This is a genomic window from Rhodosalinus sp. FB01 (assembly GCF_041365715.1).
GTDB lineage: Bacteria > Pseudomonadota > Alphaproteobacteria > Rhodobacterales > Rhodobacteraceae > Rhodosalinus.
The window spans coordinates 531,345-554,578 of sequence record NZ_JBGFSH010000001.1; the positions used below are offsets into that span (position 1 = coordinate 531,345).

22 protein-coding genes, 1 tRNA gene and 2 pseudogenes are annotated in these 23,234 nt (G+C 68.5%); 15 read left to right on the forward strand and 10 right to left on the reverse strand.

Translation table 11 applies throughout. The features are described from left to right. Positions 1-34 precede the first annotated feature (34 nt). A complete protein-coding gene (locus AB6A65_RS02570) occupies positions 35-991 on the reverse strand; it encodes a sugar ABC transporter substrate-binding protein (protein ID WP_371036781.1) in 957 nt (318 codons plus the stop codon). Between the two features lie 181 nt (positions 992-1,172). Next, positions 1,173-1,298: a hypothetical protein gene (locus AB6A65_RS02575; RefSeq protein ID WP_371036782.1), complete on the reverse strand. Its 126-nt coding sequence runs from the start codon at positions 1,296-1,298 to the stop codon at positions 1,173-1,175. A 73-nt stretch (positions 1,299-1,371) separates the two neighbouring features. Here AB6A65_RS02575 and AB6A65_RS02580 point away from each other — a divergent pair, with 73 nt between their 5' ends. From AB6A65_RS02580 to AB6A65_RS02620, 9 genes are all read left to right on the forward strand, one after another. Beyond that, positions 1,372-3,021: an ABC transporter substrate-binding protein gene (locus AB6A65_RS02580; protein ID WP_371036815.1), complete on the forward strand. Its 1,650-nt coding sequence runs from the start codon at positions 1,372-1,374 to the stop codon at positions 3,019-3,021. Positions 3,022-3,048: 27 nt separating this feature from the next. After that, positions 3,049-3,855 carry an SDR family NAD(P)-dependent oxidoreductase gene (locus AB6A65_RS02585; RefSeq protein WP_371036783.1) on the forward strand — a complete coding sequence of 269 codons (807 nt, stop codon included), beginning with the start codon at positions 3,049-3,051 and terminating at the stop codon, positions 3,853-3,855. An 88-nt stretch (positions 3,856-3,943) separates the two neighbouring features. Further along, the gene (locus AB6A65_RS02590; protein WP_371036784.1) at positions 3,944-5,242 is read left to right on the forward strand and encodes a M24 family metallopeptidase; all 1,299 of its coding nucleotides are present in this window, start codon (positions 3,944-3,946) and stop codon (positions 5,240-5,242) included. Between the two features lie 106 nt (positions 5,243-5,348). Further along, a complete protein-coding gene (locus AB6A65_RS02595) occupies positions 5,349-6,365 on the forward strand; it encodes a thiamine pyrophosphate-dependent dehydrogenase E1 component subunit alpha (RefSeq protein WP_371036785.1) in 1,017 nt (338 codons plus the stop codon). Continuing rightward, positions 6,362-7,360: an alpha-ketoacid dehydrogenase subunit beta gene (locus AB6A65_RS02600; protein ID WP_371036786.1), complete on the forward strand. Its 999-nt coding sequence runs from the start codon at positions 6,362-6,364 to the stop codon at positions 7,358-7,360. Before AB6A65_RS02595 ends, AB6A65_RS02600 begins: the two co-directional genes overlap by 4 nt. Next, positions 7,350-8,846, forward strand: coding sequence for a biotin/lipoyl-containing protein (locus tag AB6A65_RS02605; RefSeq protein WP_371036787.1), 1,497 nt, complete (start codon positions 7,350-7,352; stop codon positions 8,844-8,846). The genes AB6A65_RS02600 and AB6A65_RS02605 overlap by 11 nt, the downstream gene beginning before the upstream one ends. Positions 8,847-8,860: 14 nt before the next feature. Then, positions 8,861-10,318, forward strand: coding sequence for an NAD-dependent succinate-semialdehyde dehydrogenase (locus AB6A65_RS02610; protein WP_371036788.1), 1,458 nt, complete (start codon positions 8,861-8,863; stop codon positions 10,316-10,318). Position 10,319: 1 nt separating this feature from the next. Beyond that, the gene (locus AB6A65_RS02615) at positions 10,320-11,204 is read left to right on the forward strand and encodes a 2-oxo acid dehydrogenase subunit E2 (protein ID WP_371036789.1); all 885 of its coding nucleotides are present in this window, start codon (positions 10,320-10,322) and stop codon (positions 11,202-11,204) included. A gap of 359 nt (positions 11,205-11,563) precedes the next feature. Next, positions 11,564-11,653 (forward strand) — tRNA-Ser (locus tag AB6A65_RS02620). 353 nt (positions 11,654-12,006) lie between these two features. Here AB6A65_RS02620 and AB6A65_RS02625 read toward each other — a convergent pair. Then, positions 12,007-12,696: pseudogene (locus tag AB6A65_RS02625) on the reverse strand (DUF3427 domain-containing protein); the annotation flags it as partial. A 79-nt stretch (positions 12,697-12,775) separates the two neighbouring features. Between AB6A65_RS02625 and AB6A65_RS02630 the strand changes: the two are divergent. The 3 genes and pseudogenes from AB6A65_RS02630 to AB6A65_RS02640 all read left to right on the forward strand — a co-directional run bounded on the left by AB6A65_RS02630 (position 12,776) and on the right by AB6A65_RS02640 (position 13,755). Further along, on the forward strand, positions 12,776-12,994 hold the full coding sequence (locus AB6A65_RS02630; protein ID WP_371036816.1) for a hypothetical protein: 219 nt from the start codon (positions 12,776-12,778) through the stop codon (positions 12,992-12,994). Between the two features lie 304 nt (positions 12,995-13,298). Beyond that, positions 13,299-13,634: pseudogene (locus tag AB6A65_RS02635) on the forward strand (IS110 family transposase); the annotation flags it as partial. Continuing rightward, the gene (locus tag AB6A65_RS02640) at positions 13,612-13,755 is read left to right on the forward strand and encodes a hypothetical protein (RefSeq protein WP_371036817.1); all 144 of its coding nucleotides are present in this window, start codon (positions 13,612-13,614) and stop codon (positions 13,753-13,755) included. The pseudogene AB6A65_RS02635 and the gene AB6A65_RS02640, both read left to right, overlap by 23 nt. Positions 13,756-13,909: 154 nt before the next feature. On the opposite strand, the gene AB6A65_RS02645 is transcribed toward AB6A65_RS02640, so the two are convergent. The 6 genes from AB6A65_RS02645 to AB6A65_RS02670 form a co-directional block, all read right to left on the reverse strand. Then, complete coding sequence (locus tag AB6A65_RS02645) at positions 13,910-14,779, reverse strand: Brp/Blh family beta-carotene 15,15'-dioxygenase (RefSeq protein ID WP_371036790.1); 870 nt, start codon at positions 14,777-14,779, stop codon at positions 13,910-13,912. Beyond that, positions 14,776-15,885: a lycopene cyclase family protein gene (locus tag AB6A65_RS02650; RefSeq protein WP_371036791.1), complete on the reverse strand. Its 1,110-nt coding sequence runs from the start codon at positions 15,883-15,885 to the stop codon at positions 14,776-14,778. Before AB6A65_RS02650 ends, AB6A65_RS02645 begins: the two co-directional genes overlap by 4 nt. After that, entirely contained in the window at positions 15,872-16,705 is an 834-nt protein-coding gene (locus AB6A65_RS02655) for a phytoene/squalene synthase family protein (RefSeq protein WP_371036792.1), read from the reverse strand. The genes AB6A65_RS02650 and AB6A65_RS02655 overlap by 14 nt, the downstream gene beginning before the upstream one ends. Before the next feature lie 14 nt (positions 16,706-16,719). Further along, the gene (gene crtI, locus AB6A65_RS02660; protein WP_371036793.1) at positions 16,720-18,228 is read right to left on the reverse strand and encodes a phytoene desaturase family protein; all 1,509 of its coding nucleotides are present in this window, start codon (positions 18,226-18,228) and stop codon (positions 16,720-16,722) included. After that, positions 18,218-19,042 carry a polyprenyl synthetase family protein gene (locus AB6A65_RS02665; protein ID WP_371036794.1) on the reverse strand — a complete coding sequence of 275 codons (825 nt, stop codon included), beginning with the start codon at positions 19,040-19,042 and terminating at the stop codon, positions 18,218-18,220. The genes crtI and AB6A65_RS02665 overlap by 11 nt, the downstream gene beginning before the upstream one ends. 69 nt (positions 19,043-19,111) lie before the next feature. Next, positions 19,112-19,888 (reverse strand): bacteriorhodopsin-like, encoded by a 777-nt coding sequence (locus AB6A65_RS02670; protein WP_371036795.1) that lies wholly within the window; start codon positions 19,886-19,888, stop codon positions 19,112-19,114. Positions 19,889-20,399: 511 nt separating this feature from the next. On the opposite strand from AB6A65_RS02670, the gene AB6A65_RS02675 reads away from it, so the two are divergent. The 3 genes from AB6A65_RS02675 to AB6A65_RS02685 all read left to right on the forward strand — a co-directional run bounded on the left by AB6A65_RS02675 (position 20,400) and on the right by AB6A65_RS02685 (position 22,290). Beyond that, positions 20,400-20,729: a TspO/MBR family protein gene (locus AB6A65_RS02675; protein ID WP_371036796.1), complete on the forward strand. Its 330-nt coding sequence runs from the start codon at positions 20,400-20,402 to the stop codon at positions 20,727-20,729. A 77-nt stretch (positions 20,730-20,806) separates the two neighbouring features. Beyond that, entirely contained in the window at positions 20,807-21,046 is a 240-nt protein-coding gene (locus tag AB6A65_RS02680) for a hypothetical protein (protein WP_371036797.1), read from the forward strand. Next, complete coding sequence (locus tag AB6A65_RS02685; RefSeq protein WP_371036798.1) at positions 21,043-22,290, forward strand: chloride channel protein; 1,248 nt, start codon at positions 21,043-21,045, stop codon at positions 22,288-22,290. The genes AB6A65_RS02680 and AB6A65_RS02685 overlap by 4 nt, the downstream gene beginning before the upstream one ends. A gap of 188 nt (positions 22,291-22,478) precedes the next feature. Here the strand turns inward: AB6A65_RS02685 and AB6A65_RS02690 are convergent, their stop codons facing one another. After that, positions 22,479-22,775, reverse strand: coding sequence for a hypothetical protein (locus AB6A65_RS02690; RefSeq protein ID WP_371036799.1), 297 nt, complete (start codon positions 22,773-22,775; stop codon positions 22,479-22,481). Positions 22,776-23,234: the final 459 nt, after the last annotated feature.

A 23,234-nucleotide genomic window follows, 5' to 3' on the forward strand; every position in this document is an offset into this window, starting at 1 on the left:
CGCCGAGGCGCCGCAGCCGGCCAGGGAGGCCCGCTCAGAAGACGGGCTTCGAGAAGTCGCCCATGTTCTCCTGGGTGATCTTCGGCGTGTCGAAATAGTTCAGGAAGGGCACGTCCCCGCCCTCGAGCACGTCGATCGCCGTTTGCAGCGCGGCCTCGGCGTCGTCCACGGGCGACTGGTAGATCGACCCCCAGTAGTCGCCGGCGGCCATCGCGTCATAGCCCACGGCGAAGTTCGTGGCGCCGACGAAGACGATGTCCTCGGCGCGGCCCGCGGCCTTCGCGGCGTTGAGCGCACCCACGCCCATGTTGTCGTCGCCGGCGTAGACCCCGTCGATATTGTCGTACTTGACGAGGAAGGCCTCCATCACCTGCTGGCTCTTCTCGCGGTTCCAGTCGCCCGGCTGCGTCTCTATGAGGGTGACGTTCGGGCAGACCTCGGGCAGGCGATCCTCGAAGCCCTTCGCGCGCTCGATCGCGGTGGTGTAGCCGGGCTGGCCGGAAATCTGCACGATCTCGGCCTCGTCCTCCATGCCCATCTCCTTGAAGCGGTCGCACATGATCTCGGCAGAGCGCGCGCCCTGGGTGATGTTGTCCGGGCCCGAGAAGGAGGCGACGAAGTCGAAGCCCTGCTCGGCGATGTTGGAATTGGTGACGATCACCGGGATATCGGCCTGAAAGGCCTTGCGGACCGCCGGGATCACCGCCTCGCCGTTCGTGGGCCAGATGATGATGGCGTCCACCTCCTGCTGGATCAGGTCCTCCATCTGCGCGATCTGGCGGGCCACGTCGCCGCCCGCGTCGAGCACCACGGCCTGCACGGCGTCGTTGGCTTCGGCCGCGGCGATGAAGGCCTTCTCGTAGGTGGTCTGGTAGCTGTCGACGCCCACGTTGTTCTGCGTGATGCCGATCGTGTAGTCCTGAGCGGCCGCGGCGCCGGCAAGGCCGAGGCCCGCGGCGGTGGTGGCGGCAAGGGTGCTGCGCAGTTTCATTCGGTTTCTCCTCCCGGTTCGTCTGCAATCCGTTTTCGCCCCCCACGCTCCTCCAGGCGGGGGAATCGCCGTCTTTCGAGGCGGCGAACGACGTTGACTTTGCGTCGGGGCGTCCGGCGGCGATGCCCGGAACATGTCCATATTGAATAGTATAATGTCCATTTCGGATAAGGTGGTGATATCAAGCTCCATCCGGAATGAACATGCTGTGGAGGTCGTCGATGACGCAGCCGAAAAAATTCAGATCGAATAAAATCGCGGGCGCCAAGGCGCCTGCCCCGCCCAGAGCGACCTCCGCCGTGACCATGATACGCCCTTTAGATGCAGGTTCCAAAGCGCCGCCCGCCGTGAAGGGCGACGCGCTGCGCCTGATCGGCTACATGGAGGATCTCTGCGAGGAGGTCGAAGGCACGCTCGACCTGGTCTCGACCGATCCGCATCTGCGCATGGCGCTCTACCTGCTGCGGAGCCATTTCGAGGGCCGAACCGTCACGCCGACCTCGCTGATCGGCGCCAGCAGCGTTCCCTACGCGACCGCGAACCGGCGTCTGCGCGACATGGTCGCGGCCGGGCTGGTCGAGCAGCGCCCGCGCACGGCGAGCGGCAAGACCTTCTCGCTTCATCCCAGCCCGACCCTTCTGGAGGCCTGGACGCAGCTTTCCGACCGGCTCCGCCGGCTGACCGAGGCGCGCCTCGGCCAGGGCGCGCGCGACCCCGCGACGGAAGACTACTACTACGGCGGCTCCTACCGGGTGGCCTACGCGCTTCCGGCACTCGGCGTGCGCAACGAGCCGCTGCGCCTGGCCGGGGGGCTGCGGGTGCTCGCGCATGGCGACCCGACCTTCATGGTGATGGACAATCTCAAGCGCCAGTTCGAGCAGTCGATCGGCGTCTCGATACACCAGCGCGCCTTCTCGATCGACCGGCTGCGCGACGAGGCGCTCAAGAACGCGGAGCGTGCCGCCAGCCGCTACGACATCGTGGCGGTCGACCTGCCCTGGATCGGCGAATTCGTCGAGAAGGGCGTGCTGCTGCCGCTCGACGAGGTGATGGACGTCGCCCGCCTCGATCCGGCCGACTTCCACACCGCCGGCTGGGCGGCCACGCATTGGGGCGGGCGTCCCTACGGCGTGCCGGCGCAGACGACGCCCGAGCTTCTCTTCTATCGCAAGGACATGTTCGCGCGGGCGGGGCTGGAGCCGCCGACGACGACAGGGTCCCTGCTTGCCGCAGCGCGCGCGCTGCACGACCCGGCGCGCGGCGTGCACGGCATCGCCTGGAACGCCGCGCGCGGCACCGCGCTCGGCCACACGGTGCTGATGACGCTTGCCGATTTCGGCCAGCCGGTGCTCGACCTCGCGCCGATCTCGGGCGGCTACGACTGCGCCGACCTCGCCAGCGGCGACCATCGTCCGACGATCGACACCGAGGCCGGGCTCGCGGCCGCGGAATTCCTGCGCGAGTTGCTCGACTACTCGCCGCCCGACATCCTTTCGATGTCCTGGTACGAGCGTATCCGCCCCTACGCCGCGGGCTCGATCGCGATGACCTACGGCTACACGCTGCTCGCGCCCTATTTCGAGCTCGACCCGTCCTCGCCGGCCTGCGGGCAGACGGGCTACCTGCCGCACCCGCCCGGGCCGGGCGGCAGCCCGGTCGCCCCGGTGGGCGGTTACGCACTCGGCATCCCGGCCAATCTCTCGCCCGAACGGCGCGAGGCCGCCGCCGAGGCGCTGACCGTCTTCACCTCGCCCGAAGCGCAGAAGCTCTTCGTGCTCAACGGCGGCCGCACGAACCCGCGCTATTCCGTGGGCGCCGACCCGGAGGTCCGCCGCATCTCGACCATCTTCGAGGCGGTGGAGGCGATGTCGTGGCGCGACGAGCTTCAGTTCTGGCCGCGCCCGCCGATCCCCGCGATCAGCGACATCATCCGCATCTGCGGCGAGGAATTCCACGACATGCTGCGGGGCCTGAAAACCCCGCGCGAGACGCTGCGCGCGGCCCAGTCCCGGGCCGACGCGCTGTTCTGAGAGACGCGGGACCAAGGGAGGAACGGAATGGACCCCAACCGCCTGAAGGGCAAGAACATCCTGATCACCGGCGCCGCGAAGGGCATGGGCGCGGCCAATGCCGAGCACTTCGCCGAGCAGGGCGCGAACGTCTGCATCGGGGATATCGACATCGACGAGGCGCAGCAGGTGGCCGAGGCGATCAACGCCCGCGGCAACGGGCAGGCCGTCGCGGTGAAGATGGACGTCACCCGGCGCGAGGACAACGCCGCCGCAGTGGCCGCCACGGTGGACGCCTTCGGCGAGATCAACGTGGGCCTCTTCAACGCGGGCATGAACAAGCCCCGGTTCTTCATGGATATCGACGAAGACAACTGGGACATGATCATGAACGTCAACACCAAGGCGATGTGGCTCGGCATGCAGGAGACCGCGCGCCAGATGATCGCCCAGGGCAAGCGCGACTATCCCTACAAGATCATCAACGTGGGCTCCATCGCCAGCCGCAAGCCGCTGGTCGACGTCACCGTCTACTGCACCTCGAAATACGGCTGCCTCGCGCTCACGCATTGCGGCGCGGTCGCGCTTTCGGAGCACAACATCACCGTGAACGGCTACGCGCCGGGCGTCGTGGTGACGCCGCTCTGGGAGCAGCTCGACAAGGACCTGATCGACATCGGCTTCAAGGAGCGCGAGGGCCAGGCCTACGACGACATCGTGCGCGACGCGCTGCAGATCAAGCGGGTCTCCTACCCCGACGACGTGAAGGGAACGGCCGCGTTCCTCGCAAGCGGTGACAGCGACTACATGACCGGCCAGATGATCCACATCGACGGCGGCTGGTGCATCCAGTGACACCGCGGGGAGCGTGCTTGCACGCCCCCCGACCCCGAAACCCCCGGACGACACTGCGTGCAGACACGCAGCCTCAGGGAGAACACCCATGAACCTCGCCCTAAAACCCAACGTGCTGACGCCGCAGGACCTCGAACCCAACTGGCGCTGGGAGGGACGCCTGCCCGCGCCGGGCCACATGTCGGTGGATTTCGAGCGCCGCATCGACCATGACCGGCTTCGCCGCTACCGCCTCGCCCGGACGCGACAGGCGCTCGAAGCGTCGAACGCGGGCACGCTGCTGCTCTTCGACGTGAACAACATCCGCTACGTCTCGGCCACAAAGATCGGCGAATGGGAACGGGACAAGATGTGCCGCTTCTGCCTGCTGACGGGCGACGAGTCGCCTTATGTGTGGGATTTCGGCTCGGCCGCCGTGCACCATCAGAAATTTTCCGACTGGCTGGAACCCGACCATTGCCTCGCCGGCGTCGTCGGCATGCGCGGCACCATCCCGCCCGAGTTCGGGCTGATGCGGAAATACGCGCGTCAGATCGCCCAGCTCATCAAGGATGCGGGCATGGCGGACATGCCGGTGGGCGTGGACTACGCCGAGACGGCGATGTTCCACGCGCTGCAGGAGGAGGGGCTGCACGTCGTCGACGGCCAGCAGATCATGCTCGCCGCGCGCGAGATCAAGAACTGGGACGAGATCCAGCTTCTGACCCAGGCGGCCGCCATGGTCGATGGCGTCTACCACATGATCTACGAGGAGCTGAAGCCGGGCATCCGCGAGAACGACATCGTCGCCATGTCCAACAAGATGCTCTACGAGATGGGGTCGGACGACGTCGAGGCGATCAACGCGATCAGCGGAGAGCGCTGCAATCCGCACCCGCACAACTTCACCGACCGCTACTTCCGCCCCGGCGACCAGGCCTTCTTCGACATCCTGCAGTCCTACCAGGGCTACCGGACCTGCTATTACCGGACCTTCAACATCGGCCGCGCCACCCCCGCCCAGCACGACGCCTACGTCAAGGCGCGCGAATGGATCGACGCCTCGATCGAGATGATCAGGCCGGGCGTCACCACCGACAAGGTCGCCGCCGTCTGGCCCAGGGCCGAGGAGTTCGGCTTCCCCTCCGAGGACGCGGCCTTCGGCCTGCAGTTCGGCCACGGGCTCGGCCTCGCGCTGCACGAGCGGCCGATCATCAGCCGGGCGGTCAGCCTCGAGCACCCGATGGAGATCCAGACCGGCATGGTGTTCGCACTGGAGACCTACTGCCCGGCGGCGGACGGCTATTCGGCCGCCCGGATCGAGGAGGAGGTGGTGGTCACCGAGACCGGGGTGGAGGTGATCTCGCTCTTTCCCGCCGAGGAACTGCCGATCGCGAACCGTTACTGACCGTCGGCTCGGACCGTGGGGGGCGTTCCGCCCCCCACACCCCCCGAGAGTATTTTCGCCAAGAAGAAGACAGGGGCGCGGCATGGCCCGCGCGGGAGGCAAACCCATGGCCGAGGCCAAAGCCAACACCGAGGACTACCTGCGGATGTATCGCCAGATGGTGCGTATCCGCGCCTTCGAGGACAACGCCAACCAGCTTTATCTCTCGGCCAAGATGCCGGGGCTCACCCACATGTATTCCGGCCAGGAAGCGGTCGCCGTGGGCATCTGCGAGGCGCTGACCGACGAGGACCGGATCACCTCCACCCATCGGGGCCACGGGCATTGCGTGGCCAAGGGCGCCGAGTTCCGCGAGATGTTCTGCGAGCTTCTGGGCCGCGCGGAGGGCTATTGCCGCGGCAAGGGCGGCTCCATGCACATCGCCGACCAGGCCCACGGGAACCTGGGCGCGAACGCGATCGTGGGCGGCTCCATGGGGATCGCCACGGGGGCGGCGCTCAGCGCGAAGCGCCTCGGGCTGGACTTCGTGGCCGTCTGCTTCTTCGGCGACGGGGCCACGGCGCAGGGTCTGTGGTACGAGGTGATGAACATGGCCGCGCTCTGGAAGCTGCCGGTCATCTACGCCTGCGAGAACAACGGGTATTCCGAATACACGAAGACCGAGGAGATCGCGGCGGGCTCGCTCACCGCGCGGGCGGAGGCCTTCGGGATCGAGGCGCACAAGGTGGACGGCCAGGACGTGCTCGCCGTGAACGCTCTGGCGCGCAAGCTCGTGGAGCGCGCCCGCCGCGGCGAAGGGCCCTTCTTCGTCGAGCTCGACACCTACCGCTATCACGGCCACCACGTGGGCGACATCAACCGCGACTACTACCGCTCGAAGGACGAGGAGGCCGCGTGGAAGGAGCGCCGCGACCCGATCGTCAATTTCGGCAAGTGGCTGGAGGCAGAAGGGATCCTCGGCGCGGAAGAGCTCGTCGCGATCAACGACGAGATCCGGGCCGAGGCCGAGGCCGCCGTCGCCTACGCGCTCGACGCGAGATACCCCGACGCGGGCGAAGTGGACATGCATGTCTTCGCCGGCGTCGAACACGCCCTGCCCTATATCGACGGAGAGCGGACATGACCCGCGAGATCACGCTTGCCAAGGCCGTGAACGAGGCCATCGCCGAGGAGATGCGCCGCGACCCGACCGTCTTCCTGATGGGCGAGGACGTGGCCGAGGCCGGCACCCCCTTCAAGGTCCTGGCCGGGCTGGTGGACGAGTTCGGCCCCGAACGGGTGATCGACACGCCCATCTCCGAGCCCGGCTTCGTCGGCATGGCGGTGGGGGCGGCGATGACCGGCTCGCGCCCGATCGTGGACCTGATGTTCGGGGATTTCCTCTACCTGGTGATGGACCAGCTCTGCAACCAGGCGGCCAAGACCCATTACATGTCGGGCGGCAAGCTCAAGGTGCCGATGGTGCTGCGCACCAATCTCGGCGCCACGCGGCGCTCCGCCGCCCAGCACTCGCAGTCGCTGCACGCGCTGGTGGCGCATATCCCGGGTCTCAAGGTGGCGATGCCCTCGTCGGCCTACGAGGCCAAGGGTCTCCTGAAGACGGCCATCCGGGACGACAACCCGGTCGTCATCTTCGAGGACAAGCTGATGTACCAGGACAAGGCGGCCGTCCCGGAGGAGGCGTATCTCATCCCCTTCGGCGAGGCGGCGGTGCTCCGGGAGGGGCGCGACATCACCTTGGTGGCGACCTCCTCCATGGTGCAGGTGGCGCAGCAGGCCGCGGAGGCGCTCGCTGCCGAAGGCATCTCGGCCGAGGTGATCGATCCCCGCACGCTCGTGCCCTTCGACGAGGCGACCATCGTGGAGAGCGTGAAGAAGACCTCCCGCGCGATCGTCATCGACGAGGGCCACAGGAATTTCGGGGTGACGGGAGAGATCGCCAGCCGCATCTCGGAAAAGGCGTTCTACCATCTCGATTATCCCGTCCAGCGGATGGGCGCGATGGACGTGCCCGTGCCGTTCAGCCCCGCGCTCGAGGACCTGACCGTGCCCACGCCCGACGCGGTGGCCCGGCGCGCCGGCGCGGCCGTCAGGGGAGAGCTGGCCGATGCCGCATGAAGTGATCATGCCGGCGCTCGGCATGGCGCAGGACTCGGGCGTCATCGTCGCCTGGCTGAAAAGCCCGGGCGATGAGGTGAAGGCCGGCGACGCGCTGATGGAGGTGGAGACCGACAAGGCCACGATGGAGGTGGAGGCCGCCCATGACGGCTTTCTCGCCGACGTGCGCGCGGCGGAGGGCGCGACCGTGCCCGTGGGCCAGATCGTGGCGCTGATCGCCGAGACGGCGGATGGCGCGGGCGAGGCCCCTGCCCCGGCCGCGCGCACAGAGGACGGGCCGAAGCCCGACGGCGAGGCGGCGCTGCCCGGGGGGCACCAGGTCATCCTGCCAGCGCCCGGCATGGCGCAGGATGCCGGGATCGTCGTGACCTGGCTGAAGGGCGCGGGCGAGGCCCCGGCCCCGGCCGCGCGCACAGACGACGGGCCGAAGCCCGACGGCGAGGCGGCGCTGCCCGAGGGGCACCAGGTCATCATGCCAGCGCTCGGCATGGCGCAGGATTCCGGGATCGTCGTGACCTGGCTGAAGGACGCGGGCGAGGCGGTGGCCGAGGGCGACGCGCTCCTCGAGGTGGAGACCGACAAGGCCACGATGGAGGTGGAGGCCGACCGGGCGGGCTATCTCGCCGCGATCCTCGCCGAGGAGCGCGACGACGTGCCGGTCGGACAGGTCATCGCCGTGATCTCGGCGGAGGCGCCGGCGACCCCGGTCCGCCGCGCGATGTCCGCCGCGCCCGACGCTGCGCGGCAAGAGGCCGCCCCGGCGCAGCCGGACGCGGCGCCGGACAAGGGCGCCGAGCGTCCCGCGCCGGCCGCGCCCCGCCCCAAAGGGCCTGCGACAGCCGCCGCCCCGGCGGGGCGCATCCTCGCCTCGCCGAAGGCGCGCAGGCTCGCCGCCGAAGAGGGGCTGGACCTCGCCCGTCTCGCGGCGGCGGGATACCCCCAGCCCTTCCACGTCGCGGACCTGGAGACGCTCCGCGCCCTGCCGAAATCCGCCGCGCCCGCAGCGGCGCCTGCGGGCGGCGAGGTCGGGGTGATCTCGGCCGAGATCGACGCCGCCGCCTACGACGACTTCCGCGCCTGGCTGGCCACGGCGACCGACACGCCCCCGGGCGGGCCGCACCTGCTCGCGGCCTTCGCGGCCGGGGCGATGCGCGCGGCCCTCGGCGCGGAAGGACCGCTGACGATCGCAGCGGGGGCGCTCGGCGCGCCCGCGGCGATGGACGATGCGGACCTCGCGCCGCTCTCGGCCGTGCCCGCGCCGTCGGAGGCTTCGCCGGCGCTCATCCTCCGCGACCTGACGGGCACCGCGCTCACCGCCGTGAAACCCGCCGCCGCGCCCGTTCCGCAACTAACAGTCACCCGCAGGGGCGACACACTCGCCCTGCATCTGGCCCACGACGCCGCCGCGCTGCCGGAAGAGGCCGCGCTCGCCCTCGTCGCGGGCCTCGCCGACCGGCTCTCCGAGCCCCTGCGGCACCTGCTCTGACACGGGAGACCCCAATGACCAAGCTCGACCGGATCTTCGAGACCCTGCCCACCGAGCTCTACATCGGCGGCGACTGGCGCCCGGGCGCCGAAGCCGCGCGCTTCGACGTGATCAACCCCGCCGACGAGACCGTGCTCGCCTCCGTCGCCTCGGCCACGGCGGTGGATGCCGACGCGGCGCTCGACGCGGCCGAGGCCGCCTTCGCCGACTGGGCCGCCGCCAAGCCGCGCGAGCGCGCCGAGGTGCTGCGCCGGGCGTGGGAGCTGATGACCGCGCGGCTGGCGGATTTCGCCCGCCTCATCACGCTGGAGAACGGCAAGGCCCACGCCGACGCGATGGGCGAAGCCACCTATGCCGCCGAGTTCTTCCGCTGGTTCGCCGAGGAAGCCGTGCGCGCCGACGGGCTCGTCCCCCGCGGGCCCTCGACCGGCGCGCGGATCGTGGTGCAGCACAAGCCCGCGGGCATCGCCGTGCTGGTCACGCCCTGGAACTACCCGGCGGCCATGGGCACGCGGAAGATCGCCCCCGCCCTGGCGGCGGGTTGCCCCGTGATCATCAAGCCGGCCTCCGAGACGCCGCTCACCATGCTCGCCCTCATGCCGCTTCTGGAGGAGGCGGGCGTGCCCAGGGGCCTCGTCAACGTGCTGCCCTCGCGCCGGAGCGGTGCGCTGGTGGATCACCTGATGCACGACCCGCGGGTGCGCGTGATTTCCTTCACCGGCTCGACGCAGGTGGGCCGCAAGCTTCTCCACGGTGCGGCGGACCAGGTCCTGAAGCCCGCGATGGAACTCGGCGGCAACGCCCCGCTCATCGTCTTCGAGGACGCCGATCTCGACCAGGCGGTCGAGGGCGCGATGCTCGCCAAGATGCGCAACCTCGGCGAGGCCTGCACCGCGGCGAACCGCTTCTACGTCCACGAGGCGGTGGCGGAAGAGTTCGCAAGGAAGATGACCGAGGCGATGGGCGCCCTGAAACTCGGCGACGGGCGGGAGGAGGGCGTGGACGTGGGCCCCCTCGTCAACGCCGACACGCGCGACAAGGTGCACGCCTTCGTGGAGGACGCCGTCGCCAAGGGCGCCCGGCTGCGCCTCGGCGGGCGCCTTCCCGGCGGCAAGGGCTTCTACTACCCGCCCACGGTGCTGACGGACGTCCCCGAGACGGCCGACTGCGTAAGGGACGAGATCTTCGGCCCGGTCGTCGCGATGCAGACCTTCACCGACACCGAGGACGTGATCCGGCGCGCCAACGACACGGAATACGGCCTCGTGGCCTACGTGTTCTCGGGCGATTTCCGGCGTGGCCTCCAGGTCTCCGAGAGGCTCGATTACGGCATGGTGGGGCTCAACCGGGGTCTCGTCTCGGACCCGGCGGCGCCCTTCGGCGGCACGAAGCAGTCCGGCCTCGGGCGCGAGGGCGGCCATGAGGGGATGCACGAGTTCATGGAAACCCAGTACATCTCGGCGGAGTGGTGAGATGGCCGACGTGATCGCCAGCCCCTCCGTCCGCAAGCGCGCCGCCGAGCGGGGCGTGGACCTCGCAGCGCTCGCCCGCGATCTCGGCCGCGAGACGATCGCGCAGGAGGATGTGACGGGTGCCGCCGGGCCGGCCGCGGCCGCCCCCGCCGCCGACACGAGCTACTGGGAGGTGGACCACGCCGCCTGGGGCCCTGTGCGCGAGGCGCCCATGAGCCGCTTCGCCCGCGTCGCCGCCCAGAACCTCGCCGCGTCGCAGGCGCTCATCCCCGCCGTCACCCATCATGACCGGGCCGAGCTCACCGCCGTCGAGGCGTTCCGCGCCCGGGTCAGGGACGAGGCGCGCGCCGAGGGCGTCCGGCTCACCACGCTCGCCTTCCACGTCAAGGCGCTGGCGCGCTGCCTGCGCGACTTCGAGCGCTTCAACGCCTCGCTGTCCGCCGACGGCGAGACGCTGATCCTGAAGGATTACGTGCATGTGGGCATCGCCGTGGACACGGTCCACGGGCTCATGGTGCCGGTGATCCGCGACGCCGACCGCAAGGGGCTCTTGCGCATCGCCGCGGAGATCGGAGACCTCGCCGCCCGCGCGCAGGCCCGCAAGATCCGCCCCGACGAGATGGGCGGCGCGTCCATGACGATCTCCAACCTGGGCGGCATCGGCGGCACCGCCTTCACGCCCATCGTGAACCCTCCCGAGCTTGCGATCCTCGGCATCACGCGCACCGAGACGGTGCCCGTCTGGGACGGTGAGGCGTTCCGGCCCGTCCTCATGGCGCCGCTCGATCTGAGTTACGATCACCGCGTCATCAACGGGGCGGACGCCGCGCGGTTCCTCGCCGCCCATGCCGGCTACCTCGCCGACCCGCGCCGGATGCTGGTCTAGCCCCGTAGATATCGGCCGGGCGGGCAGGACTGCCCCCGTCACCCTTGCCCGCCGTGGCCGCCGCCCGACGACTGCGACCCCGCCCTTCCCCGGATGCGGCCTCCTCGGGCGGCGAAACCCGACGATCGAAGGTACCGCAAGGGCGCTGGCGGGCGGGCGAACTGTCGGGTCTCCGAGCCAGAATCCTGGTGCCGAGGACCGAAGGCAGCCCGATCGGACCGTCTAAGCGCGAGGACCACCGTTCGGTCGCGCAGCGTGGAACCGGGCGTCACGCTGCTCCACGGCCGGAGGCCACCCGAGCCAAGGAATTGCCCAATCCGCCCTTGCCACCTGCCAGACCTCCCGGTAGACGAACAGGTGGAGACGTGGCCGAGTGGTCGAAGGCGCTCCCCTGCTAAGGGAGTAGACGGGAAACCGTCTCGAGGGTTCGAATCCCTTCGTCTCCGCCACTTGCCCCCGCGAAAGCGTTCTCCCCATCCGGCTGCGGCCGGATTTTCTCGTTGTTTTCGAGGGTTATGCGGGTGAGGCTGAGCACTGGCCCTGCTGCCAAGTGGCCCGGAAGCGGTCTCTCAGCGCCGGTATTCTCCGGACCTGATGACTGCGCGGATTTGGTGAATAGCCTTTCAAGTCATTGAAATTGCGAGTTTCCGGACCGTTTCACGCGATTGGCTTCGAAGCGGGTCGCGTTAGGTGATTGAGACTGAGATCCAAATAAGCTGTCGATTGACGCGGCGGGCTTCGCCACCGCTCGATGCCTCAACGTCATGATCGGCTTCGGCTGGATCAAGCTTCACGGACGAGATCACTGCTCCACCCCATAAAGCGCCCTCAAGTGCCTGGGAACCGGCTCTGCCATGTCCCACTGCACCGTCATCGGTGCTTCGCCCTCCCATCCGGCGAACCTGACCGGGCCCGCGTAGCGGAAAGGAGCCGCGCGGCCGTCGCGCAGTTTCGACTTCCGTAGGAACAGGTGAACCGTCCAGCCGGTTTCCGCGCCGGAGATGATCCGGCCGCGCAGGTCGTCGCGGCGGGTGCTGGTCTGGGTTTGCCAGACAAAACGCGTGGGGCTGGCGAACTGGTCGGCATAGTGACCGCCGACGGACATGCTGCCCTTGTCCATCGTCACCAACAAGATCATGGCCCGCACGCCTTTGAGGACCACGATACCGGCGTTCCATGAGCCGGTGTTGAACTCCGCCCCGAAATGGGGAGCGATCTGGTCGCGCTGGTATTCCTGCCAGAGGGTAAGGCCCTTGGCGGGTGCATTGGGTGCTGGGGCGGCATCTTCGGCGGCTTCGGCCAGGCTTGTGCCGTCGGGCATGGCGTCGGCGCGGACGCGGCTCTTCTTGCGGTCGCCGCCGTCCAGTTCCTCGCCGAGCCGCTCCAGCCGCCGGATCGTCTCGGGCTTCAACCCGCCATAGGCCAGTTCCTGGATGCGGTAGGCCAGTCGGCTCTCAAGGTAACGCCGGTTGAATGGCGGCGGATGCGGATCTGCTGCTGGTGGCGGGCGTGGTGATCGTGGTGATCGCCGAGGGCGCCTATGCGCTGGCGCGGCGCCGGGGCTGGGCGACGTGATCGCCCGGCTGAAGCTCTGGGCGCCGGCGCTGGGCGCGGCGCTCGTGGCGCTCGCGGTGGCGGCGCTGCGGCTGCGGCGCTCCGGGTATGGGGCGAAGAAGGCGGAGGACGATGCGGAAACGATCAGGCGGCTGGAAAAGGGGCGCGGTGCGGTGCGCGATGGTCGCGGCGACGATCCCGATGAGCGGCTGCGCCGCAACGATGGTCAGGGGTGACGCGGGGTGCGCGGCCTATGGCGAGGCGCGTCTGTCGATGCCGCGCGAGGCGCCTCTGCCGGGTGGCGCGTGGGGCGGCTGGATTGCGGATCTCGATGATCGGATGACCGGCACCTGCCGCTGAATTCGCGCCGGGGGCGGTTTCACAATCGCCCTTTGTTCCCCTGTTTCGCCCGCTTGATGGGCTCTGGTGGAGTGAGCGCCCCCCGGACGGCGTCTGCTGCGCCAAGTGTATCAGCGACGAGCCACGAGGAGGACGGTGGTGTCGGAGATTACCAATGTCGGGCTCGATCTGGCGTAGACTGTGTTCCAGCTGCATGGGGCGGACACGTCCGGCCGGGCTGTGCTCCGTCGCAAGCTGAGGCGGGGGCATGTGCCTGAGATGCTGGCCGGACTTCCGCGCTGTGCGGTGGCGATGGAGGCGTGCGGGGGCACGTCTTTCTGAGGGCGGGAGATCGGGAAGCTGGGCCATGAGGTCCGGCTGGCTGATCCCGCCGGCCTATGGGAAGCCGTTCTTGTGGCGGCAGAAGAACGACGCGGCGGATGCGGAGGCGATCGGCGAAGCGGCACAGCGCCAGACATTGGCTTCGTTCCGGTGAAGAACGAGGACAAGCAGAGTGCTGTGGCCGTATTCCGGGTGGCTGCAGACCATGGTGGCGCTCACCGCCGGTGATACCGTCGAGCTGCAAGGCAACTTCCGTGCCGCAGACGGCTACTTCGCTGCCGATCACACGTCCTTCTGGGGCGCGAAGATCGGCTGAGGAAGGCACGCCATGGCCTCACAACGGCCAAAGGACGGCTTTGGCTGAATGCCGAGGGGCGCGAGGGAGAGCCAGCCGCCGAAAACCCGTCAGGTAGACGACTTAGCTGGTGATCGGGCTGCCCCCCGGCTTGCACGCAGGAGAAGCCTCATGGTCATTCGGTCCTGGTGTCCGCGCGACGGAAGCGATCCACGAGGATCATGTGCGGCACGGTCAATGCGGCCAGGCCGATGAAGATGACGCGGATGCCCTGCTCGGTCGTTTCCGCCAACGTTCCGGTCATGCCATGGCGCAGAGCCAGCAATGCGGCCAGCGTGACGATTACGGACAACACCACCGCCGAGCCAAGCGCGCGTCGCCCGTTCGGGACGGCACTCATCGTCGCCGTGAAGTGCCGGATGGAGTGGAGGGCGCAGAAATAGACCGCGAAATACATCAGCGGCGGCAGCGCCGCCGCGGTCGCCCAGAGCACCGCCAGTTCCAACGCGGCCGGACCGCGTGCGCGAGGGGACGTCAGGATGGAGACGGCCAGCAGCGCCAGTGCGACACCGCCTGCCAGCGCCGCGGCATCGGCGGCCAGCGCGGCGCCCCACTGCGCGAGCATTGAGAATATCGCCTCGACCTGGGCGTGGTGCAGCAGCGCCGGCGCCCCCACGGTCGCAAGGCCCCCCGACCATCGCAGTGCCGGCGGATCTTCAGCCCAGTCGTCGGAAAAGTGCAGCATCGAATAGGCGAGAAACGCCAGCAAGGCGAAGCCGGGCAGAAGCAGCCAGACCGCGACCACACCACCCGCGAGCCCGAGATAGAGCGCTGCGAACATTGCCTGTCGCGACCGGGATCGGAGCGGCCAGAGCGCCTCGGCGATCGGCAGATCGAGCGCCCCGTGCGGCAGGCCGAGGATGGCCACCAGGGGCGCGAGCATCAGCACCTGCGCCGGCAGCGACGGGTCGAAAAGGGCATGCACGGCCATGATGCCCACGGACGCCAGCGCGAACAGCGTCGTCTGCCAGTGCGCCGCGATCATGCCGGGCGCAGGGCGGCACGAAGGAATGGCACCGTCGGAAGCGATGTCATGACCGACAGGCGATCCACCGGATGGATCGATCCGGACAGGAAGTGTTCGAGCCGGTCGGAAGCCGTGTTGCGAAACAGGCTTTCGAACAGGGCCGGTCCGCGATCCGGCATGGTCTGGATAACCTGAAGGAACACCCTGTCCATGAAGCGGCTGAAGGGCCCGTCGAGCGTGCCAGGTACGTCGCTGTCCGTGGCGAGCGCCCGCGCCACGAGGTCGGCCTGCCGCTGGATCCGCGCGAATGCGTAGCCGGTGGACGGGCGCGCGGCGCCGCCGCCCAGCCCCATGCGGATGCACCCGTCAGGCGCCGGGTCGTGAAAGCCGACCTGCATCGGCAGCGCGCCGTGCTCTTCGCGCAGCACTTCGTGATGGCCGGCCTCCAGCGTGTCGATCTCCTCTGCAAGCCAGGTCTCGAAGACGTCCCGGCCCGGCGATCTCGGGGCGAAGGACGTGACCTCGACCAGCGCGAGATCGCGCGCATAGGGCAGGATGTAGACGAAATCGACACCGGCGCTGCGGGCGGGCCGGAACTGCATCAGCTGCACGACGTCCGGGTCGAACACCGGCCGTTCGGTCCGGATCTCGCGGCCAAGGAAGAACTGCCCGTAGCCGGGCACTCGTTCCGGCGGCCGCGTGTCGATGACGTGGCGGGCGGTGAAGGCGCCGGTCCCCGTGTCGATCTGCCAGCCCTGCGCGGTCCTGGCGACGTCCTGCGCCGCGGTTCCCAGCGAAAGCTCGGCCCCGCTCGCGTCGTCCAGCAGCGCCTGCGCGCGGTCGTAAAAGGCCCCGGCGCCTACGGTCTGATACCACAGGTTTCGCGACGACCGGCGCACATGCCCGCCGGGGCCGGTCACGTCCCAGGCTGTCCACGAGGTGCGCACGCAGTCTTCGAACGGATCGGGCGCGGTGCGCCAGAAACTCCAGGCGCGATCCTCCGAATAGGCCGCGCGCGGCTCGACGATGCGCAGGCTGCGCCCAGCCGCGGCAAGCCGCACCGCGACGCTGAGACCTGCGCAGCCCCCGCCCAGGATAGCGATGTCGACGTCAGGTCGCGGCATGGTTTGCCTCCTGCCGATGGATCACACCAATACGAAGCTGCGCGGCCGCGGCCGTCACGAAGAGCCGCGCCTTGCGATGCCGTGGCACCACGACACGCCCCGACAGGGCGTCGCAATCGCGCGCCCGCAACTCGTCCCCGATGCCGGCATATAGCTCCGACGCCACCGCGACGGCCAACCGAAGCCGTGGCGGAAGGGCCGGTATCCCCGACCGGCCGGATCGGTAAAGCGCGTCCGCCCGCCGGAGCAGCGTGGCCACCGCCGCCTGCACGTCGCGCGCGACCTCGGGGGCCCCGCCCGCGATCGCATCGGGCGGATGCGGGCACAGCGTTGCGGGCAGATAGCGGCGGCCCGCCTCGGCATCCGCGCGCACGTCGCGGCAGATATTGGTCAGCTGCATCGCCTTGCCCAGGTCGCTTGCCGCGGCATGCCAGCGCGTGTCCACACCGAACAGGACGCAGACCATGATACCGACGGTCCCCGCCACGCCCATGCAATACTGATCGAGCGCGGCGTCGTCGGCGACTGCACAGGGCCCGGTGTCGTCGGCGACCGTCGCGACGAGCTGGCCAAAGGCGGCGAGTCCCGTGGCGTCGCCGGCGAAGAGATCATACGCCTCCCGGGCGAAGGGGTCATCGCCGTGCGCCCAGGACAGATCCTGTTCCAGATGGACAAGGCGCGCGCGAACTTCGGGCCCGCCTATGGTGTCCGCCAGGTCGTCGACGGTGCGGCACAGCGCGTAAAGCCGGGCGACCCGCGCGCGGTCCCTGCGTCCCAGCAGGCGCGCCGCAGGGGCGAAGCTGCGCGCGTGATGGCGCATGATCTCCTCTGGCGTCATGGGGCACCGACCGGGGCCGGCACGACAGTATCCAGCACCTTGGCCGACGACACCACGCCCGGTAGTCCCGCGCCGGGGTGCGTGCCCGCGCCCACGAAATAGAGCCCGTCCACGCCCTCGGCCCGGTTGTGGAACCGGAACCATGCCGATTGCGAGAAGAACGGCGACAACGAGAATCCCGCCCCGTCCACGGACAGGTAGTCGTTGCGGAAATCCTCGGGCGTCATGGCGAATTCGGCAGTGATCGCCTCGGACAGGCCGGGCAGCATGGTCTCGTCCAGCGCCTTCACGATCCGGTCGCGCAGTTTCGGACCCTCGACCGACCAATCCTGCCCACCGGCAAGGTTCGGCACGGGGCAGAGCACGTAGAAGCTGTCACAGCCCTCGGGCGCGAAGCTCGGGTCGGTCGCGGTCGGGCGGTGGACGTAGAGCGAAAAGTCGTCGGCCAGCACTTTTTTGTGGAAAATGTCGCTCAAAAGGCCCTTGTAGCGTTCGCCGAACCAGACGGTGTGGTGGGCGACGCCAGGCCAGGTCCGTTTGGCACCGAAGAACAGGACGTAGAGCCCCATCGACAGGCGTCCGTGACGCGACCGCAGTTTTGCGGTGGAGGAGGGAAGCTCGGCGGGCAGCATGTGCCGGTAGACGTGCACCGGATCCATGTTCGACACGACAACATCGGCGGGCAGGTGCCACCCGTCTTCCAGCACGACGCCGGTGGTGAGCCCGTCCTCGACGGCGATCCTGTCGATCGTCGTGTCGAGCGAGATCCGGATGCCTTCCTCGCGCATCAGCGCCTCCAGCGCGTCGACCAGCGCGCCGGTGCCACCCTTGGGAAACCAGATGCCGTGCGCGCGTTCGAGATGGTTGATCATGCCGTAGATGGCCGTCGTATCGAATGGGTTTCCACCAACGAGAAGCGGCTGGATCGAGAAGGCCCGGCGCAGCCGGTCGTCCTTGATGAAGCGGCTGACCATCCCCCAAACGCTTTCATAGGACCGCAGGCGCAGCAGGTGCGGGATCTGCTGCAGCATGAAGCCGAAGGAATGGAACGGTGCCGTCGACAGCCGTTTGAAACCGATGTCGTAGATCTTCTTGGACCAAGCACCCATGCGGCGATAGCCCTCGACATCACGGGGCGACAGGCGGGCGATCTCCGCCTCCGTCGCGGCCTCGGTCGGGCCGTAGTCGAAGGTCTCGCCGTCGTGGAAATGGAACCGGTACCAGGGATCGGGTTCGACCAGTTCGACGTAATCTTCCATGCGCCGACCGAACAGTGTGAACAGCTCTTCGAACAGGAACGGTGCGGTTAGCACGGTCGGACCGGCATCGTGGCGAAAACCGTCGTGTTCGAACACCTGTCCGCGCCCGCCCAGGCGGGGGCAGCGGTCGATCAGGTGCACGTCGTATCCGCGGGCGCGCAGGCGCAGGGCAGCGGCGATGCCGCCAAAGCCTGCGCCCGCGACGATCGCGCGCGGCTGCGGGTTCAGACTCGTGTCACGCGGCATTTGCATGCTCCGCCATTGCGCTGTCCAACCGGTCAGCGAGGTTGCAGAAAGAGGTTCCAGCCTGTCCCGGCAGGTCCAGCGCGTGCACACGCACGGAGTGCAGCGCCTTTCGGGCGACCGTATGCACCTGCGACACGCACCGCATGCCCGGCTCCGGCACGCGACAGATGTTGACGCGGTCCGCGGCCAGGTCGGCGTCGCGGTCCTTCAGGTCGTCCAGCACCTGATATGCGAAGGCGAGCATATCGCCGATCTCGACGGCGGCCGTGTCTCCCTCCAGGTCTGCCGCCGCCAGCGCGAGGCGGACGGGCAAGGCAAACAGCGGCCCGGTCTTTTCGGCCACCAGTCCGCGGTACGACGCAAGATCCAGTCGAGGTTTCATCAAATCGCGCGCCTGCCCACGGGCGGTTCGCGTGATCGCGTCGTGCAGCAGGGCGATCGCTTTCGCCGGGTCAGGGTGGTGCGCGGCCGAGGCGAAGGCCGCGGAGATCATCACGTCGCCGACGCTGATTGCCGCGGCTGGGCCAAAGCGCTGCCAGACGGCGGGATGGCCGCGGCGCGTGGTATCCTGGTCCTGCAGATCGTCATGGACCAGCGATGCGTTGTGCAAAAGTTCCGGCCCGCAAGCGCAGGCGTCAGCAACCGCATCCGGAAGCCCCAGCGCCCGTGCCGCGTCCAGCCCAAGCCTCGCCCGTACGCGGTTGCCGCCGGTCGAGAGGTGATACCGCACTGCTTCGGTGACAGGGCCTGTGCCGCAAAGTTCGATCATGCGCCGGTCAACCGCATCCGGGACGGCCGTGGTGTGGCGTGACATGCTGAACCCCCGAAATCATGCTGTGGTGCGTAAAGCGGCCGCCCGCAGTCCAGCGGGCGGCCGTAGCAGTCACTCGGCCGGCTGCGGCGCTGCCTTCATGCCCTCGAAGTAGGCCTTGCTCTTGCGCTGCGCGATCATGAAGATCAGCACGCCGAACACGGCCTTGGCCACGATATCGGCGATGGTGTAACCCACCTCGATCACGGTCGTGGCGGAGGCGCCTTCAAGCCCGACGGCCCCGGCGAAGTAGACGACCGGATAGAACGCCCAGCTGCCGATCACCACGTAGCGCGCCATGCTGACGAGCCCGCGCGCATCCTCGGGCTGGCTTTCGATCGACTTGGACAGCCCCACGAACAGTTCGTAGACGATCCACAGGAACGGTATCATCGACGCGATGCCCCAGAACCACCGCGCGCCGGCCGTCGTCGCAACCTCGCCCGGGTAGCCGAGCGCGATCATCAGTGCGGCCAGCAGGCCCAGCCGCGTCGCGCGCGACACGGTCTCGGACCGGCTGAGCCCCATGACGAGGATCAGTTCGACCAGCAGCAGCGGCACGGTCAGCAACCAATCGACGTAACGGTAGGCCTGGTTGAACGCGTAGCCGGTCGTCGTGATGGTGCCATCGGCCACGTTGAACGCGGCCTCCCAGCTCTCGAAGATCCGAAAGTAGTGATATGCTGCGATGAAGGTCACCAGACCCGTGATCGTCATCGCCGTTCTGTATTGCGGCGCGACCTGGGACCGGCCAAGCCAAAAGAAGATGGTGGCCGCCGCCAGCGTCGCGAACGCAAACGAAAACGCGTTGTAAATGAGGTCGTATTGCCCCACCGACAGATTTTCCATGGTTCGCTCCTTTGTGCATACGTTCGTGTACGCAACCCGCCAGCTAGAGGTGTCTTGCCGACTGGACAGGTGGTGCGACGAACTGTCAGGGCGCGGCCACCTAAGTAGCTTCCCTGAACAAGGTCAGAGCGGTGAGCTTGGGATTTTCCGCTTGTGATGGGCCATCCAGATCGAGCCCTCGCCCTGAACTAGGCCTTAGGCCGTCGGCCAGCAGATTTCCGTTTCCTCGCGACTGGTTGAGCCGGGACATACATGGGTCGAGCTGTGATAGGTGGCCCCTTGGTAGGTTTGCATGCTCCGGTTGTCAGGGATCCCATTCCGGGCCTTCGCCTGCTTATCCGTAAGGGGCACCGGCAACCGGAAATCTAAACGGCGGATATGCCATGACGCTTTTTCCACTGTATCTGGCCATCTGCGCGGTGCTCGCCACAGCGGGCTGCTGTTCAAGCCGGGGGCATGGTACCGCGACCTCGACAAACCCGCTTGGACGCCCGCGGATCGCCTGTTCCCGGTGATCTGGGCCGTGCTTTACGTGCTGATGTCGCTCGCGGCGTCGCGCGTAGCGGCGCAACCCGACAGCGCCTTCGCCCTCGGCCTGTGGTCGTTGCAGATCGCGATCAGCACGCTCTGGTCGGCCGCGTTTTTCGGGCTCCATCGCGTCCGGACCGGGGCGGTGATCATCGCGGTGCTTTGGGCGGCAGTTCTCACGACCACGCTTGCGTTTCTCGCCCATGACGGTCTCGCCGCGCTTATGATGGTGCCTTACCTCGCCTGGGGAACATTCGTCCTCGCGCTCAACATCTCGGTCTTGCGGCGCAATCCGCAGGCCGAGATGACATAGCTTTGCCGAGAGCTCTTCTGTCTTCAAACAGGGTCATGATTGACGCGCTCCTCGACGACCAGCGTCTGGGGCCTGCGATGATCGACGAAGTTCTCGCCACGCTCGCCGGATCGGCATGGGCGCGCACGGCGCTCCGCTACGGCGTTACCGCACTTGCGATCCTTCTCTTCCTGCTGGCCCTGCGCCGTTCCGGGGAGCGTGCCGGTCGGCTGGCCGGACTCTGTGCCGTGCTACAACGCCGGGTCAGCCCGGGGATGGATCGGCCGGGACGATGCGGTATCGTCGCGGCAGGTACGGGCGAGGGGGTGGCGCGATGAGCAAGCAGACTGCAGAAGCTCCGGTCGAGGCCGGGCCGGAGTTGCCCATCGACGCGGTTCTGTTGGGCGCGGCACTGGTGCTGGGCGCAGCGTCGGGGGCGGTGGCGGCGCTGACCTATTGGGCAATGTTGACGCTGCAGCACGGGATCTGGTCCACAGCGGGCGAGAGCCGCTGGGCGATCCTGCCGCTCTGCCTGGCGGGGGGCGCGCTGATCGGCTGGACGCGGCTGATGGCGGCAGGGCCCGATCTCGAGGCGCAGATCACTCGCGCCCGCGATCCGGCGTCAGTGTACCCGCGCGAGACCGGCTGGGTCGCGTTGGGAGCTGTCTTCGCCGTGGGCTTCGGTGGCGCCATCGGACCCGAAGCGGGGATCATCGCGGTCACGGCACAGCTGTCGTCCATCGTCGCGCTCAGGCTACGCCGCAGCGCCACCGACCGTCGGCTGCTGGCCGAGGCCGGCATGGCCGGCGCACTCTCGGGCTTCTACGCCTCGCCCGCGGGCGGATCCGTGCATGCGGAAAGCGAAGCGCGCCTTCCAAGACCGCTGGTGCTGGCCGCAGGGGCGGCAGGGTTCGCGGCCTTCGTGCTGGTTGCGGAGACGCTGCTGCCCGGCGCGCTCGAGACGATGCGCCTCCCGCGGCTGACGGCCGATACCGGACAATGGGACGCGGTCGTGGCCCTCGTCGCGGGACTTTCGGGGGCGCTCGCCGGCGCGGGCTACCTTCTGGCGAAGACCGCTTGGGCGCGGGCGCTGGATTTCGGTTCGCGGGCGCGTTTTTGGCAGCCGGTCGCGGGGGGCCTCGCGCTGGGACTCCTCTGCACGGCGGCGCCGATCCTGCTCTTCTCGGGCCATGAGGAGATGCGCGAGATGCTGCGCCTCGGGGCGGTGCACGGGCCGGAGCTTCTGGTCCTGCTGGCGCTTGGCAAGGCGCTGGCCTGCGCGCTCTGCACCGGCGCTCATTGGCAGGGCGGCGTGGTCTTTCCGATGTGCTTCGCCGGCGGGGCTACGGGCGCAGCGACTCTGGCGCTGTTTCCTGGGCTCGACCCCGTGACGGGAGTGGCGGCGGGCATGGCCGCCGCCTCAGCGGTGGGGGTGACGCGGCCCGTGGTGGCGGGTCTCATGCTGCTCTTCGTGCTGGGCGGCGCCCTCGCCGTACCGGTCTTCGTGGGCGCTCTCGCCGGATGGGCGGTCCTGCGCGCACTGCCCCAGTCGCTGGTCGAGAGCGCGCGCGGCGGGCATTGATGGCGGCCATCAGCTGCCGATCGCTGCTTTGGGTGCCGTGTCGGGGTACGACGGAGCCCGCGGCCACTGGGCGCTTCGGCCAGTGCCGCGACGTCGAGCTCCATGCCCGAGACGACTAAGAAGACCGGCACGAAAATGCGTANGCGCTTCGGCCAGTGCCGCGACGTCGAGCTCCATGCCCGAGACGACTAAGAAGACCGGCACGAAAATGCGTAGTATCCCGTCGAAAGCTGCTGCATCAGCTCCTCGTGCTGGTCATTGGGCAGCAGCGCGTGCATCACCATCCCCGCGACGTAGGCCCTGAGCACAGGGTCGAGGCCGAGGCTGGCACCGAGTAAGGCGAAGAGGGACCTCGGGAAGAGCGCCAAACGGATCGGAAATTGCGCCGCCCTGTTCATGGTCAGTCGCAGCACCGGCGGCAGGACCATGCGCTCCAGCCGCCCGGCAAAGGCCACGGTACCCGCGGCGGTGGCGACAAAGAGCACGGAGGCAGCCCTGCATCGCGAAGCCCGCGCTACCTGCCTGTGCCAGTGACAGCGCCACCAGAGGCAACGCCTCCCTACCGCGCCCGAGGCCAGCACGAAGCGCCTGGGGGCGGGCGAACCAAACCCTCACCGTACGGGCTCAGTAGCAGCGCGCCAATGGTGATCGTCAAGATGGCGATGGCGATGAAGGCGGACACCGGCAGGGCGACCGGGTTTGCCGTCAGGCGGCGCGAACCAGGCCACCTTCTTGTCCAACAACTCAGTAGCGAGGCACGCTCGGACACTGATGCAGCATAGATGGACCAGTTTGTGTGCAATAGAGAGCGGAGTATGGCTTCGTCATGTCAGCCTAATATATTGAAGTTACAATCGGAATTCCTGACGGTAGAGTTAGGAAATAATGCCGGTGCAAAGGCGGCCTAGGTTCTCGCCGAGTGACCTGCTCCCCTGAAACGTCCT